Source organism: Stratiformator vulcanicus, from assembly GCF_007744515.1.
GTDB classification, from domain to species: Bacteria; Planctomycetota; Planctomycetia; order Planctomycetales; family Planctomycetaceae; genus Stratiformator; species Stratiformator vulcanicus.
In genome coordinates, this window is sequence record NZ_CP036268.1 from 438313 (window position 1) to 452818 (window position 14506).

The 14506-nt window shown below is 55.2% G+C and carries 14 protein-coding genes and 1 pseudogene; 12 read left to right on the forward strand and 3 right to left on the reverse strand.

Annotated elements, in window-relative coordinates:
- The first annotated feature begins 244 nt into the window (after positions 1-244).
- From Pan189_RS21135 to Pan189_RS21145, 5 genes are all read left to right on the forward strand, one after another.
- Positions 245-382: a hypothetical protein gene (locus Pan189_RS21135; RefSeq protein WP_310820941.1), complete on the forward strand. Its 138-nt coding sequence runs from the start codon at positions 245-247 to the stop codon at positions 380-382.
- 43 nt (positions 383-425) lie between these two features.
- On the forward strand, positions 426-1070 hold the full coding sequence (locus Pan189_RS01625) for a ThiF family adenylyltransferase (RefSeq protein ID WP_445785724.1): 645 nt from the start codon (positions 426-428) through the stop codon (positions 1068-1070).
- A gap of 35 nt (positions 1071-1105) precedes the next feature.
- Positions 1106-1243, forward strand: coding sequence for a hypothetical protein (locus Pan189_RS21140; protein WP_310820942.1), 138 nt, complete (start codon positions 1106-1108; stop codon positions 1241-1243).
- Between the two features lie 90 nt (positions 1244-1333).
- On the forward strand, positions 1334-1519 hold the full coding sequence (locus tag Pan189_RS01630) for a hypothetical protein (RefSeq protein WP_145362227.1): 186 nt from the start codon (positions 1334-1336) through the stop codon (positions 1517-1519).
- Positions 1520-1565: 46 nt separating this feature from the next.
- Positions 1566-1694: a hypothetical protein gene (locus tag Pan189_RS21145; protein ID WP_310820943.1), complete on the forward strand. Its 129-nt coding sequence runs from the start codon at positions 1566-1568 to the stop codon at positions 1692-1694.
- A 785-nt stretch (positions 1695-2479) separates the two neighbouring features.
- Here Pan189_RS21145 and Pan189_RS01635 read toward each other — a convergent pair.
- Positions 2480-2821 (reverse strand): annotated as a pseudogene (locus tag Pan189_RS01635) (glutamine--fructose-6-phosphate transaminase (isomerizing)); the annotation flags it as partial.
- Between the two features lie 878 nt (positions 2822-3699).
- On the opposite strand from Pan189_RS01635, the gene Pan189_RS01640 reads away from it, so the two are divergent.
- The gene (locus Pan189_RS01640) at positions 3700-4023 is read left to right on the forward strand and encodes a glycosyltransferase (RefSeq protein ID WP_145362229.1); all 324 of its coding nucleotides are present in this window, start codon (positions 3700-3702) and stop codon (positions 4021-4023) included.
- 342 nt (positions 4024-4365) lie between these two features.
- Here the strand turns inward: Pan189_RS01640 and Pan189_RS01645 are convergent, their stop codons facing one another.
- Entirely contained in the window at positions 4366-5160 is a 795-nt protein-coding gene (locus tag Pan189_RS01645; protein ID WP_145362230.1) for an IS5 family transposase, read from the reverse strand.
- 984 nt (positions 5161-6144) lie between these two features.
- Here Pan189_RS01645 and Pan189_RS01650 point away from each other — a divergent pair.
- From Pan189_RS01650 to Pan189_RS01675, 6 genes are all read left to right on the forward strand, one after another.
- Positions 6145-7293 carry an FkbM family methyltransferase gene (locus tag Pan189_RS01650; RefSeq protein WP_310820945.1) on the forward strand — a complete coding sequence of 383 codons (1149 nt, stop codon included), beginning with the start codon at positions 6145-6147 and terminating at the stop codon, positions 7291-7293.
- Entirely contained in the window at positions 7290-7934 is a 645-nt protein-coding gene (locus tag Pan189_RS01655; RefSeq protein ID WP_145362232.1) for an acetyltransferase, read from the forward strand. Before Pan189_RS01650 ends, Pan189_RS01655 begins: the two co-directional genes overlap by 4 nt.
- 111 nt (positions 7935-8045) lie before the next feature.
- Positions 8046-9209, forward strand: coding sequence for a DegT/DnrJ/EryC1/StrS family aminotransferase (locus tag Pan189_RS01660; RefSeq protein ID WP_145362233.1), 1164 nt, complete (start codon positions 8046-8048; stop codon positions 9207-9209).
- 187 nt (positions 9210-9396) lie between these two features.
- Entirely contained in the window at positions 9397-10428 is a 1032-nt protein-coding gene (locus Pan189_RS01665) for a glycosyltransferase family 4 protein (RefSeq protein WP_145362234.1), read from the forward strand.
- Positions 10425-11462, forward strand: coding sequence for a glycosyltransferase (locus tag Pan189_RS01670; RefSeq protein WP_145362235.1), 1038 nt, complete (start codon positions 10425-10427; stop codon positions 11460-11462). Before Pan189_RS01665 ends, Pan189_RS01670 begins: the two co-directional genes overlap by 4 nt.
- Positions 11459-12826 (forward strand): glycosyltransferase, encoded by a 1368-nt coding sequence (locus Pan189_RS01675; protein WP_145362236.1) that lies wholly within the window; start codon positions 11459-11461, stop codon positions 12824-12826. The genes Pan189_RS01670 and Pan189_RS01675 overlap by 4 nt, the downstream gene beginning before the upstream one ends.
- A 660-nt stretch (positions 12827-13486) precedes the next feature.
- Here the strand turns inward: Pan189_RS01675 and Pan189_RS01680 are convergent.
- Positions 13487-14437 (reverse strand): GDP-L-fucose synthase family protein, encoded by a 951-nt coding sequence (locus Pan189_RS01680; RefSeq protein ID WP_145362237.1) that lies wholly within the window; start codon positions 14435-14437, stop codon positions 13487-13489.
- Positions 14438-14506: the final 69 nt, after the last annotated feature.

Here is a 14506-nt window from a genome sequence, read left to right on the forward strand (position 1 = left end):
CCGGCAGGGGTGGACGAACGAACGGACAAATGCTTGCACGCAGTCGTCAGCGTTTCAAGTCTTGTAGGATTAATGCTTCGGGCTGGTTATTGCGGAGGCTAAAAAGGCAAAAGATTTTTCGGCGGATATTGAGTCGATTGATAACGGAACTAACGAATACCTCGCGCCGTCGGAGCACGAACGGTGCTACGGCCGGCTTCGCTTCGGCCACGAGCCGGGCTTCTCGCTCGACCTCGGGGCCGACGTGACCTTCGAGCATCCGTTCGAAGCCACGGATCACAAGTCGTGGCAGGCCGAACTCGCGGCCAATCTCACAGTGCTTCAACCGCAGACGGTCTGCGGCCCGGACCTCGTCGACCGGGATGAATTCTTCGACGAATAGAACTTCGACTGGGACTGGAGGTGGGAGGATGAGAAGCCGTTTAATGCGGCAGAGCGGGCTGGTGCCCGAGGAGAGACTTATTGAATCGCCGGTGACGGTGATCGGCGTCGGAGCGATCGGCCGGCAGGTNGCCNTNCANGCGNCNTCGCTCGGNGTGCCGNCNCTGCAANTAATCGACTTCGACACGGTCGATGAGACGAACGTCTCAACGCAGGGGTACCGACAGCAGGATGTCGGCCGATTAAAGGTCGATGCCGTGCAGGACGCGATCCGTGAGATCGACCCCTCGATCGAAGTGCAGAGAATCGCCGACCGCTTTCGCACTCGCCATGAAGTTCATCGAGCGGTGTTCTGCTGCGTCGACTCGATCTCGGCCCGGTCGGCGATCTGGAAGGCCATTAAGGACCGCTGCCGCTTCTGGTGCGACGCTCGGATGCTGGCGGAGGTGATCCGCGTGCTCGCTGTGTCGTCGCATGACGATCACCCGCGGTACGAAGCGACGCTATTCACCCAAGACGAGGCTCAAGCCGGCAGCTGCACGTCCCGCGGGGTGATCTACACCGCCCACATCGCCGCGGGCTTAATGCTGCACCAGTACGTCCGCTGGCTGCGCGGCATCCCGACGGAGCCGGAGCAGACGCTGAACTTAACGGCCGCGGAACTCACCGTCGGCCACCCCTCAAATTAACAAAAGGAGATAACCAGATCTTCGAGCGGATGCTGATGTTCGCCCTCGCGGTGAACGTGCTGGTTCAAGTCGGCATTCTGGGCTTTCGCGACATGGGAGAGGTGATCGAGTTCGTGCTCGCGATGCTTGCCCTTGTGCTGGCCTACTGGGTGCTTAAGAACATGTTCGGCTGAGCCGCGTGGCTTAGCCGATTAATCCTGACCGATACCGAAGGCCGCTCCCGAATGGGGCGGCCTTCTTTAATTCCTGAAAGGCTTTCAGCTATGACCACGAATGACCTGAACCGGGCCGTCGCCCGAGCCACCGGTGAGACCGTCCGCACAATCAAGCATCGCGGCTTCGGACCGGAGGAAGAGGACGAGAGCGGCTCCTACATCGACTGGGACGCCGTCGACCTCCGGCGGAACACGTCGCTGTTCTCGCAGCCGAGCGTCAATCGAAACCCTTAATTCCGTGATCGCGCGGAAGGTCCACACGAAACCAAACGGAGAATCTATGGAAGAACTGTTCTACATCGCCTTAATCGGCGGTATCGGCTACTGGCTGTACCGCGCAGGGAAACGGACCGGCAGCCGGAAAGGCTATAACGTCGGCCGTAGGCATGGGCGGAGACGGCAGAAATAACTTTCCGGCTTGATTAAGACGACCGGGTTCATTCTTGATGTGCAGTGGCCGGGAGTCCGGCCACTGCACATCAAGGTCAACTGCCACCGCAGATCCGGGGTGCGTGAGATTTTTTTAGCTATTAGAAGTTCCGGCTTCAATGGGGCCGCGTATCCGAACCGAGGAAAGACGCCTCGAATCCCAAACCGATGCTCCACGGCTCAGGCTTCAGAGGGGCCGCCCGTCCGGTCCGAAAATCTGCCGTGCTGTCTGTCACGACATTCTGACACTTCCTGTCCGAATTTCCGACAACTGGCCACGGCTGATTCGACACGTTCGCTTCGCGAGTGCAATGCCGCGACAATCGGGAGATGTCCAACGCCACTCGCACGCATCGCCAGTACGATCACCGACTGAAAGAACTCGTCCGAGCCACGGGCGATATCGAACCGGCGATTTCGCGAGGCGTCCCTCGCTCCACCGCGCACGGCTGGCTGACAAGACCACAGAACGAGGTCGTGACGCTGGATGTGCTGGGCTGCGACATCACGTTCCTACAAGCGGAGGTCGTTCGGCTCCGGCAGCGAAACGCGAAGCTGATCGCGCTGCTGCGACTCGTGATCACCGTCATGAAAGTCACGGGAATCTCGCTCTCTCAGGCCCGGCTTCCCGATGAACGCCAGAAGCAGCGAGTGCTGAAGGCGATCAAACAGGCCGGCGCAGATTTGGCTCTACGGTCGGTGCTGCGGGGAAATCGCCTGGGCCACGAAACTTCGGACAGAATTTGCCAGAATGTCGTGACAAACAGCAAGGCGATTTCTCAGCAGCGTGTAGTTTTCGATCACTCCATTGTGAACGAGCACCACCTCGCCGTTGCCGCCGCGATGCGGGTGGGCGTTGACGTCGGTCGCCGGGCCGTGCGTGGCCCAGCGGGTGTGACCAATTCCCAGCGACCCGAGAGGCGACTGTTGCGCCAGCGCCTTTTCCAACTCCTTCACGCGGCCGGCTTTTTTATGAACCTTTAGCGTTCCGTTGTGCGAAAGTCCGACTCCGGCGCTGTCATACCCGCGGTACTCGAGCCGGCGCAATCCGNCGATCAAAATTTGCGAAGCGGCCTGAGAACCGACGTATCCGACAATTCCGCACATGGGACCCGTTCCTTAATCAAAATCGTCCGTCGCAGGCGATTTTCGTAAATAGCCGATTGATAACGTGTTGTGATCCATGGCCGGCGCACCGCGAGTCTTGGGCGGCTGACCTTGGAACAGTAGGTCAAACGCGAAGGATCAGTCAATTCGAGACCGGCGATGAGGCCATTTCGAAGCATCCGGCGGGAATTCTACGAATCAAGGAGGGCCAATGTATTTATTCCGCATGTGCGAAACCGGGTCACGCAATAGACACCTTCGCAATGCCATCGAACACAGGTATTGGTATCTACCGACGACCCTCGGCTTTCTACTTCGGCACTTTCAGTGACTTCCAGTCGCCATAGCCATTCGACGAGTTTGTTATACCCGTCCTATCCTCAACGCCAAAAGCCCTGTTGAGTTGGCGAAAGTTGTAGCGGCCGTACTGGGTCGCAAACTCCGCCATGTCTCGAACGAGGCACGGTCCTGCAAGTAGTGGACGAATTATTGATCCCGTCGGCATGGCCACTTAAAAAGTCAGATCCGCAACTTGAGTCTGCAGCACGCTTTTGGCAAGCATTGAATGTTGTTGACAACTGCACTCGCTATCACATAGCCTCCCGTCGCCTCGGGCCACACATGGTTGGCAGAGAATTCACACTGGAACGCCCAAGGCAGGCACATTAACGCGACTTTTGGGGTTTCGCCGGAAATGGGAATGACAACAGCATCAGGATCGTGTCGCCTCCCCGATGCTGACTCTCCTGAGGGCAGCCCGGCGCCCGTCGTTCCGCCAGCTTCACCTGACTTGTGGGCGCGCCAGCCGAGCCTAATAACGATTGTTGCACCGGTGTACCGCGAGTCAGACGGGATTGCCCATTTTTTTTTAATCTGTCATGACGGTACTCGAACCGCTTGGTCTGCCGTTTGAGGTGCTTTTTGTTGAAGATGATTCACCGGACGAATCATTTGAACGGATCTGCGAGCTGCACCGTCGCCACCCGGAGATCGTGCGCTGCATTTCGCTCTCGAAGCGTTTCGGTCACCAAGCGTCTTTGGCGGCCGGCTTTCAGGCAGCCGCGGGCGAGGTTGTGATCTGCATGGACAGTGACATGCAGCACCCCCCCCGAACTGCTTCCGACGCTCCTTTGGAAATGGTCGCAGGGCTACCAAATCGTTTACACGCGGCGGCTGCGGCAGGAAGGACGTACTCGATTTAAGGAGGCACTTTCGTCCCTCTTTTGCAGGGCAATCAATCGCATTTCGGAGGTATCGTTTGAACCCGGAACGGCTGACTTCCGTCTGATGGATCGCGTCGCTGTTGATGCCCTGAATCGTTTCAGCGAGCGCTGGCTGTTCTATCGGGGGCTGGTCCACTGGGCCGGATTTCGAAAAGCGGCTGTGGATTACGACGCGCCGCCTCGCTTTGCGGGTTCGTCAAGCTATTCGCTAACGCGCATGTTCAACATCGGCCTCGATGCGGTCTTCTCTTTCTCGCTTCTGCCGTTACGGGTGAGTCATGTCTTCGGCGTCATCTGCATGTTTAGAGCCTGTTATGCACTTCAATTAAGCAGTCGATTGGTCAGCAGGCCGAGGAAGGCGAGCCAGTGCCAGCCGGTTAATGTCGTTGCAAGCCGTTCATAGTCGCGGGCGAGGCGGCGAAAGCGGCCGAGCCAGCCGAGCGTCCTCTCAACGACCCAGCGACGCGGAAGCAGTATAAAACCCTGACGGGCTTCGTGATGTTTAACGACCTCCAATTCGATCGATTCCGTAGCCGCCTGCTCAGCGGCACTGGCCCCGGTATATCCTTGATCGACGTAAGCCAGCTCAACAGTCCCGCCGGTGACCTGCTGAACCTTTTCGGCAAGTTCTTTGACATAGCCACGCTCCTGCTCGTTCGCGGCGGAGATCGTGACCGCCAACAAATTTCCCAGCGTATCGACGGCAATATGGGCCTTCGACCCCTTCTTTTTCTTAGCGCCGTCGAATCCCGCGCGAGCGCCGCTTTCGGGTGTCGACTGCAACGTCCGGGCATCAAGGATGACGGCCGTGGGCTGCTCGTCGCGTTCTTTAAGAATGCGTTCAATGATCCTCAGATCGTGCGCGATCGTCTCGAACACGCCGGCCTGCATCCATCTTCGGGCCTGCTGATACGCGGCCGACCATGGCGGGAAGTCATGCGGCAAATAGCGCCACTGGCAGCCCGTTTTCGCCACGTAGCGGATGGCATTAAACAACTCACGCAGCGAGTGCTCCCGCTGCGGGGCGTCTTCTCGCATCAAGGTCAAATACGGGAGCAAAAACTCCCATTCCGAATCGGTGACATCGCTCGGATACGACTTCCTTGTCGTGCTCATGCCCCAAATTCAACGCCTCACGGCACATAAGTCAATAACAGGCTCTAGAGTCGCTATGGCGACCTCCGAGTGGCCCGGGGGGGGGCTGGAAAGAGCACTTCGACCAGAAGCCATTGTGAATCATTGAGTTGTCGTGGGGGTTCCGTCCTGAATCCCGCTTCACGGAGTCGGCCTGACTCCGTGCGGGATCGCGTGGACATGGCGGTGCCTCCTTTCTAAAGAGAAACACCCCTGCAATTCGCAAGCCAAAAGCGTTCAGTGCAAACACATTTCAGGACTGGTTCGTGTCGATTCTGGGGCGGCGGACACGTGTAGCCGAGAACGTGCCACACTCCCGGCGGCTGAGTAAGATTCGGTTCTGCAATCGAACAACAAACGCAAATATTACGAATTCATACAGAGTGGAACAAGCGATTGCGCCTATGGTGCGAAAGCAAGGATTACGATGTCCCGGACGGATTTCAGACCGAGCATATGCTGCGAAAACTGCAACAAGCGGTCGGCAAGTGTAATCTTCGGGGGCGAAATGCTTTGAAATTCGGGGCGAAGATGGGTCCGCCGCCTCTCCTCAAGACCACTTCGCGCTACCTGCATCCCGCGTCACACATCCCCTCGATAACGAATTTGTACAGTCACCTGTCTTGACGCATCTTTGAGCGAGTGATAGCAACTCGCCAGACCGTCTTGGCATGCACCAGAAATCGCATTCTCGTCGTTGCAGCAGCCGTCTCTGCTGTCGCAAGACGTCACAACCGGCGTTGATGGTAGGGGTGAATTATGGACCACAACCACAGGGGCGGCTTAGCGTTTGATGTCGCGTTGAAGGCTGCCTGCCCTGCACCAGGCCCCCACTCGGGCCATGGCGTGCCGCTAGATGCCGGTCAACCAGATGGGCCGACGCTTGAGTCGCCGATGCCCCCCCCTGCCGGAATAACGCCTCGGTTGAAACGATTCAGTCAAGCAATCCGAAGTCGAACAAAAAACTTGTTGCGTCGTCCCTACAGAGTGACGAAACGTCTGAGCCGTCCTTTTGTTTTGCCGGTCGTCACCCGACTTCGCGAGCACCTCTTAGGGGAATTGCGGGCCGAACTGCAACGCGATCATGCTGAGTTGAGGGAGACGTTCAAAGGAATTCAGGGCGAACTCGCCCGGGTGTCGGCGGAAATTTCGGCTTCGCGTGCTGAGTCACGCACCGTCGGGGCAAGAACGCAAGATGTTAACAGGTGTGTCTGGGGCTTGGGTGATAGACTCGGGAGCCGAATCGATCAAATTCAAAGTCAGCAGGAAAGTAGTCTTCAGTGCCTCAGCCGGGTCGAAGAATACTCGCTGGGGACGGCGCGGCGGCTCGTTATAAATTGCGGTGACGACGGGATGCTTGTGCGGACTGCAGTCGGTTACTTGTTCTGCGACTCAGGAGATTTTCAGCTTATAACACATCTCTTAGAGGCTGGAGAACTTGAGCGTGGAACTCGCCTCGTCATTGAAAGGTATCTGCGTCCTGCCGATACCTTCGTTGATGTCGGGGCGAATATCGGCATCCATACACTTGCTGCCGGCGCGGTTCTCAAGGGGTCTGGACGAATATTCTCTTTCGAACCATCCCCCCGGACTTTCTCTCTACTTAAAAAATCGATTCACCTGAACAGCATCTCTCGGGTTGTTGAACTTCACGAGGCAGCAGTTTCTGACAATGCCGGAGAGCACTCGCTTCACTTCGGCGACACGTGTGGGCATCACTCCCTGTTTCCGGTCGAGGCTTCCTCCAATGAGACTGTAAATGTCAAAACTGTAAGGCTCGATGACGTTCTCGGCAGCACCGAGCGGGTGGACCTAATTAAGGTCGATGTCGAGGGGGCGGAACTGTCAGCTCTACGCGGAGCGTCAGGCGTAATCACAAAAAATCGTGATGTCGCGATGATTGTCGAATACGGTCCGTCGCACCTGCGTCGTCTGGGCCAAAAATCAACTGACTGGTTCGACGCCTTCACAGACGCGGGACTGATCTTCAAGGCGATTAACGAGCAGGACGGCACCCTATTTGACACTTCGATCGAAGAACTCGAATCAGTGCCCTCCGTTAATCTGTTCTTTGCTCGGCCCGAATCTTCGGCATGGGAAAGGGCTGCGGCATGAATGACAGCATTGTGATGGTCGGCGCCGGTGGACACGCAAAAGTGTGTATCGAGCTTTTTCGTGCTGCCGGTCAGGAGGTCGCATACTGTATCGGCGGGCCGAATGAGACTGGCGAATGTCTCGGCGTTCCAATCATACAAGGCGACGAGCAGATTCAACAACTACGCCAAAAAGGCTTCGCAAAACTTTTTGTCGCCATCGGATCAAATTCGGTGAGAGAAAAACTAGCCGCTCGAGCGATTGACGCCGGATACGAAATTGTGAACGCGATCAGTCCGGTTGCCCAAGTTTCTCCGAGTGCGGTCATGGGCAGGGGAATCGCCGTGATGGCGGGCGCCGTCATTAATGCCGCTACCGAGGTCGAAGATTTCGCAATCATTAACACCGGTGCGACAATCGATCACGACTGTCGAATCTCAAGCGGCGTTCACATTGCCCCGCAGTGTGGACTTGCAGGAAATGTAATGATCGGCGCGAAGACGTTCCTCGGGATAGGTTGTAGGGTCATACCCGAGAAAGCAATCGGAGAATCGAGCGTCGTTGGTGCGGGCAGCGTCGTCATCAACGATCTTCCATCGCATATCACTGCAGTGGGTGTTCCCGCGAAGGTGATCCGTTCGCACAATCAAGCCGCCGCTTAATTCGTATTCGCGGACACGCCGACACTGCCCGGCGGTTCCTTACTTTGTAAATCGGGAAGCGGTCGCAAGCACCGCTCCGCACCTCCTAATCTGATATTCAGGAACAGCTTGATGAAACGCATTGCAGTTGCCAAACCGAAACTTGCCGGGAACGAGCGACAATACGTATTGGACTGCCTCGATACGAATTGGATTTCGTCGAACGGTAAATACATTCCGGCGTTCGAAGAATCGTTCGCAGACTTCTGCGGAGTGAAGCACGCCGTCGCCACGAACAATGGAACGACGGCACTTCACCTCGCACTCGTGGGTCTTGGCTTGCAACCCGGCGATGAGGTGATCATCCCTACCGTCACCTATATTGCAACGGCAAACGCTATTCGATATTGCGGCGCCGTTCCCGTGCTTGTCGATGTTTGCCCGGATAATATGAATATCGATTCCTCTGTGATCGAGGCTAAAATCACGTCCCGCACGAAGGGCATTATCGCCGTACATCTTTATGGGCATCCAGCCGAGATGGAAGCGCTTAACCAAATTGCTGAAAAACACGGGCTGTGGGTCGTCGAAGATGCCGCTGAGGCCCACGGTGCAGAAGTGAGCGGCCAGCGGGTTGGTGGCCTGTCGAACTGCGGAATCTTCAGCTTCTTTGGCAACAAGATCGTTACGACCGGCGAGGGAGGAATCATCACCACAAATGATTCCGAGCTTGCAAGCCGGCTGGTTCTTCATCGCGGCCAAGGCATGGACGTGAACCGTCGATATTGGTTCCCGGTCGTCGGATATAACTATCGGATGACGAATATCCAAGCGGCCATCGGCTTAGCGCAGATGGAAAGAATCACAAGTTATCTCGAAGAACGAGAACAATTGGCCCAATGGTATAGCGAGGCCCTCTCCGATATGGGCGATGAAATCGTCCTGCCAAGCACTCGTTCGTGGGCCAAACAAGTATTCTGGATGTACAATATTTTCCTCAAGGACGGAGACGCCGAGACTCGAGATGCGGTTATGTCGGAACTGGGAAACGCGGGCATCGAGACTCGACCGGTGTTCTACCCGATGCACGTCATGCCACCGTATTATGAGCAGGCGTCCTACCCCGTAGCCGACACTTGGTCAGCACGTGGAATTAATTTGCCCACGCACTTGGAAGTGTCGCGTTCTGATGTGGAATATATTGCGTCGAAACTTCGCCTTGCGATAGCAACGGTCAGTGACAATCGCGGACTTACATCCCCGGTTGCCGAACGACGCCTTCGTGATGCGGCTTAGTCTACCCAACGAACTCGACATATGGTTGAGGCGGATCGCATAAAGTGGGCGCATTCTACGGTGACAGCACTAGTTCAACTGTCGCGGAACGTTGAGCGAAATTAGTTACCGCGACAACCACTGTGTCATCACGAGCATGCAATTTGCACCGCATTTGAGCCGAATTGACTTTCTACGAAAGCCTCGCATGAAAATCGCGCTCTGTTCGACGGTCGTCCCTTTCATTAAAGGGGGAGGACGAAACATCGTTGAGTGGCTTGAACAGACACTCCTTACGTATGGACATGAGGTTGATCGAGTCTATATCCCGGAAATTGACAGGCCGGACCTGATTTTTCAGCAAATGATGGCATTTCGTTGGCTTGATTTAAGCGCAGCAGATCGAATCGTTTGCTTCCGGCCTCAATCGCACCTGATCCCGCACGATCACAAAATTCTTTGGTTTATTCACCACATTAGAGAATTTTATGATCTCTGGGGTGGGGGGTACAGCTTTCCTGTTGATGCTCACCACGAAGCAATTCGTCACGAACTCCATCGAGTCGACACAAAGGCCATCAGCGAAGCAAAAGCGGTCTTCACAAATTCGCAAGTCGTCTCCGACCGCCTTGAACGATTTAACGATGTCCCTTCCGAAGTTCTCTATCCGCCTGTATTTCAACCCGAACGTTTCCGCTGCGATGACCACAATGACTCCGTCGCTTATATTTGCCGAGTCGAACACCACAAGAGACAACATTTGCTGATTGACGCAATGCGGTACACAACCTCGCCAGTCAGGCTACATATCCTCGGTGCAAGTATAAATCAGGGACATCCCGAATGGCTTAAAAATCGAATTAAGAATGCTGGGATTCAAGAGAAAGTTACTTACGACAGCAGGTGGATTTCAGAGAAGGAAAAGGCAGACGTTCTTGCAAATTGTCTGGCTGCTGCTTATCTGCCGCTTGACGAGGACTCCTACGGCTACCCCAGTGTGGAAGCAAGCCATGCCGAGAAGGCATTGCTCACGACGACCGATGCTGGCGGCGTGACCGAACTTGTCGAAGACAACTACAATGGGATCGTTTCCGAATCAACTCCAGAGGCCTTGGCTGAGGCACTTGACCGCCTTTATTACGATCGTCAGCAGACAGTTGTGATGGGACGTAACGCAAAGGAACGTCTCTCTCAGCTCAATATCTCATGGGACCATGTTGTCGAAAGGCTTGTCGCATGAAAGTACTTGTCGTAAATAATATGGCACCTTTCATCCGCGGCGGCGCCGAAGAGCTTGCAATTCATCTTGAGCGAAATTTAATAGAGTTTGGTCATGAGGCCGAGATTCTTCGAGTTCCTTTCCAATGGGAACCCTTTGATGGTATTCCTTCGCAGATGCTTCTTGCACGGACGCTCGAACTCGTTAATACAGACAGAATCATCGCACTGAAGTTTCCGGCGTACCTCATTCGGCATCCCGAGAAAACGATCTGGCTTCTTCACCAGTATCGGCAGGCATATGACCTCTACGACCTGAATGCCTCAAACATTCCGACTGGGCAAGAGGGCGATCATGTTCGAGATTTAATTAAGAATGCAGATAATGAGACTTTCCGAGAGGCTCGGGAAATTTATACCAATTCCGCAGTCACACGCGACCGGTTACGACACTACAATGGCTTCGATGCCGAGATTCTTCTTCCACCGGTCAACGATCCCGAAGCGTTCTCCGAGCCAACACACGGTGATTACATCTTCGCTGGCGGTCGTGTGAATAGCATGAAGCGTCAGCACCTGTTATTAGAGGCACTCACGCGGACCGAGTCGCACGTCCGATTAATTATTGGCGGACCGCCTGAAGATCCGGCTTATGCTGAGAGATTAAAGGCCACCGTGGCCGATCATGGATTAGTCGATCGCGTTAAACTTGATTTGAGATTTCTGCCACGCGAAGTTTACGCGGACTACGTCAAACATGCAGCGGCCGTGGCCTATCTGCCGGTTGACGAGGACTCCTTGGGATACGTCGCAATGGAGGCGGCTGTTGCCGCGAAGGCGCTGATAACGGTCTCTGACAGTGGCGGAATTCTCGAGCTCGTAAAACCCGGTCAGACAGGATGGGTTGCAGAACCCGATGCCGAAGCAGTGGCTCACGCACTCTCATCGGTCTATAAAAAGCCAAAAACCACGCGTAGCTTTGGTGATGCAGCGAAGCAGCTGTGGGAAGGTTTTGGCATCAATTGGCCTCATACCGTTGAAGCTTTACTCAAATGAAATTAATTACATTTACGCCTACGCTGGAGTCTTCGGCGATCGCCAGAATGGCTGCGCTGGTAACGAAATCGTTGTTGGCAGCCGGTCACGAGATCACCATCGTTTCTAGTGAGGACCTCCAATTTGCCGGACACCCTCGCCGCGATTTTGGTTGCGACATCCTTCCGTGGCATGACGGGGATCGCGTGAGGGCGAGTGCTCTCGAGACCGACGGATTGATTTATCATATCGGGGATAATTACGGGTTTCACCGAGGCTGCCTCGAGTGGATTGAGGAATTAGGCGGCGCGGTTTGTCTTCACGATTATTTTGTAGGGTACTTGTTTTGTGGGTGGGCGCAGACGCGCCGCGAGCAAGCCCGCCAAGTGCTCCAAAATCTCTACGGAGCAGACGTTGCCAACTCCTATTTCAATCATGCTTGCCAGTCTGATTTCATCGAACGCACGCGAACGATTGCGCCCCTGACCGAGTGGATCGGCTCTCTCGCCGATGGTGTGATCACGCATAGTTCGTGGGATATTCAGCGACTGTTGTCCTCGTGCCCCGGTCCCGTTCGTACGGTCGCGCTCCCCTATGATGCGGGCATTCAGCCAAAACAGCTTGGTCGCCAAGCGAAGCGCGATGAGCCGTTTCGGCTTCTGACAGTAGGGCATGCCAACCGCAATAAGAGAATTTCGAGTGTCATTCGAGCGATCGGCGGCTGCGAGTTGTTGCAGTCAAGAATACAGTACACGCATATTGGTCATGCTGAAGCCAGTATGATAAGTGAGCTGTCTGCGGTAGCGGGAGATACCGGCGTCGACTTCAGGATGCTAGGCGAAGCCTCACAAGATGTTTTGAACGGCTTTATCGAACGTTCAAATGCAATTTCCTGTTTAAGGTGGCCTGCGTTAGAGGCAGCTTCGGCAAGCGCAATCGAAGGCATGCTTTGCGGCAAGCCGATTCTCGTGACAGATACCGGTTTTTACTCTGAAATTCCTGATGAATTTGTGATTAAGATAAACCCTCATTGCGAAGTCGAATCGATTCAGCAGTCGCTCCAAAAGCTTCTTTTGCAAACTCGCTATGGCGAAACCCTTGGACTTAAAGCGAAAACGTGGGCGAGTCGGATGTTCTATGCAGATAAGTACGCCGAACGACTGGTCGAACATATTGAGGAAGCGAAGCGATCATCCGTCACGGTACAGGGATTGCTCTCTTTTAAGAAGATTTTAGAGGGGTGGGGCGGGCGTACTCATACGCTTGCAAATCCAAGGACCGCGAAAACCCTCAATATTTTTGACCCGACGAAAATCAAGACGCCGACTTTGCGACGGCAAAGTGATGGGCAACATGGCTTTCACGCCGAGCAAGTCGTTCTATGAAAATGTCCAACCATGGACGGTAAAAAGGTTAGCGACAACTAAGTTATGGGAAATTGCGACGTTCGCGAGCACGCGGCGAATCATCTTTCTCTCAAAGCCTACTTTTCTGAATTACGAACGCTGCAATGCGGAAGATCGCCAAATTCGAGTTGGCGAGCATCGACAGCGTGATATGCCCGGTGTGGTCATTTGTTACACGGACTTCATATTCGTCGAGTTTAGACTACTGCCTGGACTGCTCGAGGCAATTTTTCAATTGTCTATCACGAGCCGGTGACCTCTGAATTTTTCTAAAGGCTTATCGCCTCAGCGCTACGGGTCAAATAGCAGGCACGCTCTTTCGTTTCATCAAAACTCTAAAGGACTCATGAGGTTTGCATCCCGACCACGCCTCGCTAATTCTCGTACGGTAGAGGGACCGGGCGATAAGCGAGGTTTTCCTCGATACCGTTTCCACGGATTAATTTCTGCCCCCCCTTTTTTTCGGAGATTGCATCGTGGTAATCTTCGAAGCGTCGCTGTGTGGCCCCCCTCACCTTTTGAAGTAGCAAGAGCATCTGCCAAGGGGACGTTACACTGTTAAACGGGGCCTTAGAGACAGGGCTAAGCAACGCTCAGAACGAAACATACTATCTATACGATCAAGTTCCGTTGCTTTGACTACGCTGCCGAATGGGAAACAACAGCATGTTCGAACCACTCGCACGTCTCGCGCAGGCCGGTTTCGAAGTCGATCGCGGCTTTGAAGCCGAAGCGTTCTTCGGCGCGGGTTATGTCGAGGCAGCGGCGGGGTTGGCCGTTGGGCTTGGTTTCGTCCCAGACGATGTCGCCCCGAAAGCCGGTCACACGCTGCAGCGTCTCGGCGAGGTCGCGGATGGAAATCTCCATCCCGCTGCCCAGGTTAACGGGATCAGATTCGTCATAGCGTTCGCTGGCGAGCCGGATGCCGCGGGCGGCGTCGCGAACATGCAGGAACTCACGCGTCGGCGAACCGTCGCCCCAGAAGACGACCTCTTTGGCGCCGCTGTCCCGCGCGGTGATGAATTTGCGGATCATCGCCGGGATGACGTGTGAGGTTTCGAGATCGAAATTATCCCGCGGGCCGTACAGATTCACCGGCATCAGGTAGATGCCGTTAAAGCCGTACTGGTCGCGATACGCCTGGCACTGCACCAGCAGCATTTTCTTGGCGAGGCCGTAGGGGGCGTTGGTTTCTTCCGGCATGCCCGACCAGAGTTCGTCTTCTTTAAAGGGAACCGGTGTCATCTTCGGATAGGCGCAAATCGTCCCGGCCACGACCGTCTTTTCGACGCCCGCAAGGCGGCAGTGTTCAATCAGATGCACGCCCATCACGGCGTTTTCATAGAAGAACAGTCCGGGTTGGTCGCGATTCGCCCCGATGCCCCCCACGACGGCGGCCAAATGCACGACCACGTCGGGTCGGTACATCACCAGCATCCGGCTGATGTCGTGTTCGCTGCGGAGATCGAAGTCGACCGACCGCGGCGCGAACAACTGTTCGCAGCCCTGAGCACGGAACTCTTCGCAGACAAATGATCCGAGGAATCCGCCGCCCCCGGTGACCAACACGCGTGCCGATTTTAAGTCCATCCCTGACCGCCTTTGATCGCGTCGCCAGAGGCGTATCGTACGCCCCGATTTGATTTCACTCGCGGCTTT

What these genes read in the sequence shown, in the direction of transcription:
- Pan189_RS01630 (WP_145362227.1), top strand. Translation starts at nt 1,334, where the DNA reads ATGACCACGAATGACCTGAACCGGGCCGTCGCCCGAGCCACCGGTGAG.
- Pan189_RS01655 (WP_145362232.1), top strand. Translation starts at nt 7,290, where the DNA reads ATGAATGACAGCATTGTGATGGTCGGCGCCGGTGGACACGCAAAAGTG.
- Pan189_RS01675 (WP_145362236.1), top strand. Translation starts at nt 11,459, where the DNA reads ATGAAATTAATTACATTTACGCCTACGCTGGAGTCTTCGGCGATCGCC.
- Pan189_RS21140 (WP_310820942.1), top strand. Translation starts at nt 1,106, where the DNA reads ATGTTCGCCCTCGCGGTGAACGTGCTGGTTCAAGTCGGCATTCTGGGC.
- Pan189_RS01645 (WP_145362230.1), bottom strand. Translation starts at nt 5,160, where the DNA reads ATGAGCACGACAAGGAAGTCGTATCCGAGCGATGTCACCGATTCGGAA.
- Pan189_RS01670 (WP_145362235.1), top strand. Translation starts at nt 10,425, where the DNA reads ATGAAAGTACTTGTCGTAAATAATATGGCACCTTTCATCCGCGGCGGC.
- Pan189_RS01665 (WP_145362234.1), top strand. Translation starts at nt 9,397, where the DNA reads ATGAAAATCGCGCTCTGTTCGACGGTCGTCCCTTTCATTAAAGGGGGA.
- Pan189_RS01640 (WP_145362229.1), top strand. Translation starts at nt 3,700, where the DNA reads ATGACGGTACTCGAACCGCTTGGTCTGCCGTTTGAGGTGCTTTTTGTT.
- Pan189_RS01660 (WP_145362233.1), top strand. Translation starts at nt 8,046, where the DNA reads ATGAAACGCATTGCAGTTGCCAAACCGAAACTTGCCGGGAACGAGCGA.
- Pan189_RS01680 (WP_145362237.1), bottom strand. Translation starts at nt 14,437, where the DNA reads ATGGACTTAAAATCGGCACGCGTGTTGGTCACCGGGGGCGGCGGATTC.
- Pan189_RS21145 (WP_310820943.1), top strand. Translation starts at nt 1,566, where the DNA reads ATGGAAGAACTGTTCTACATCGCCTTAATCGGCGGTATCGGCTACTGG.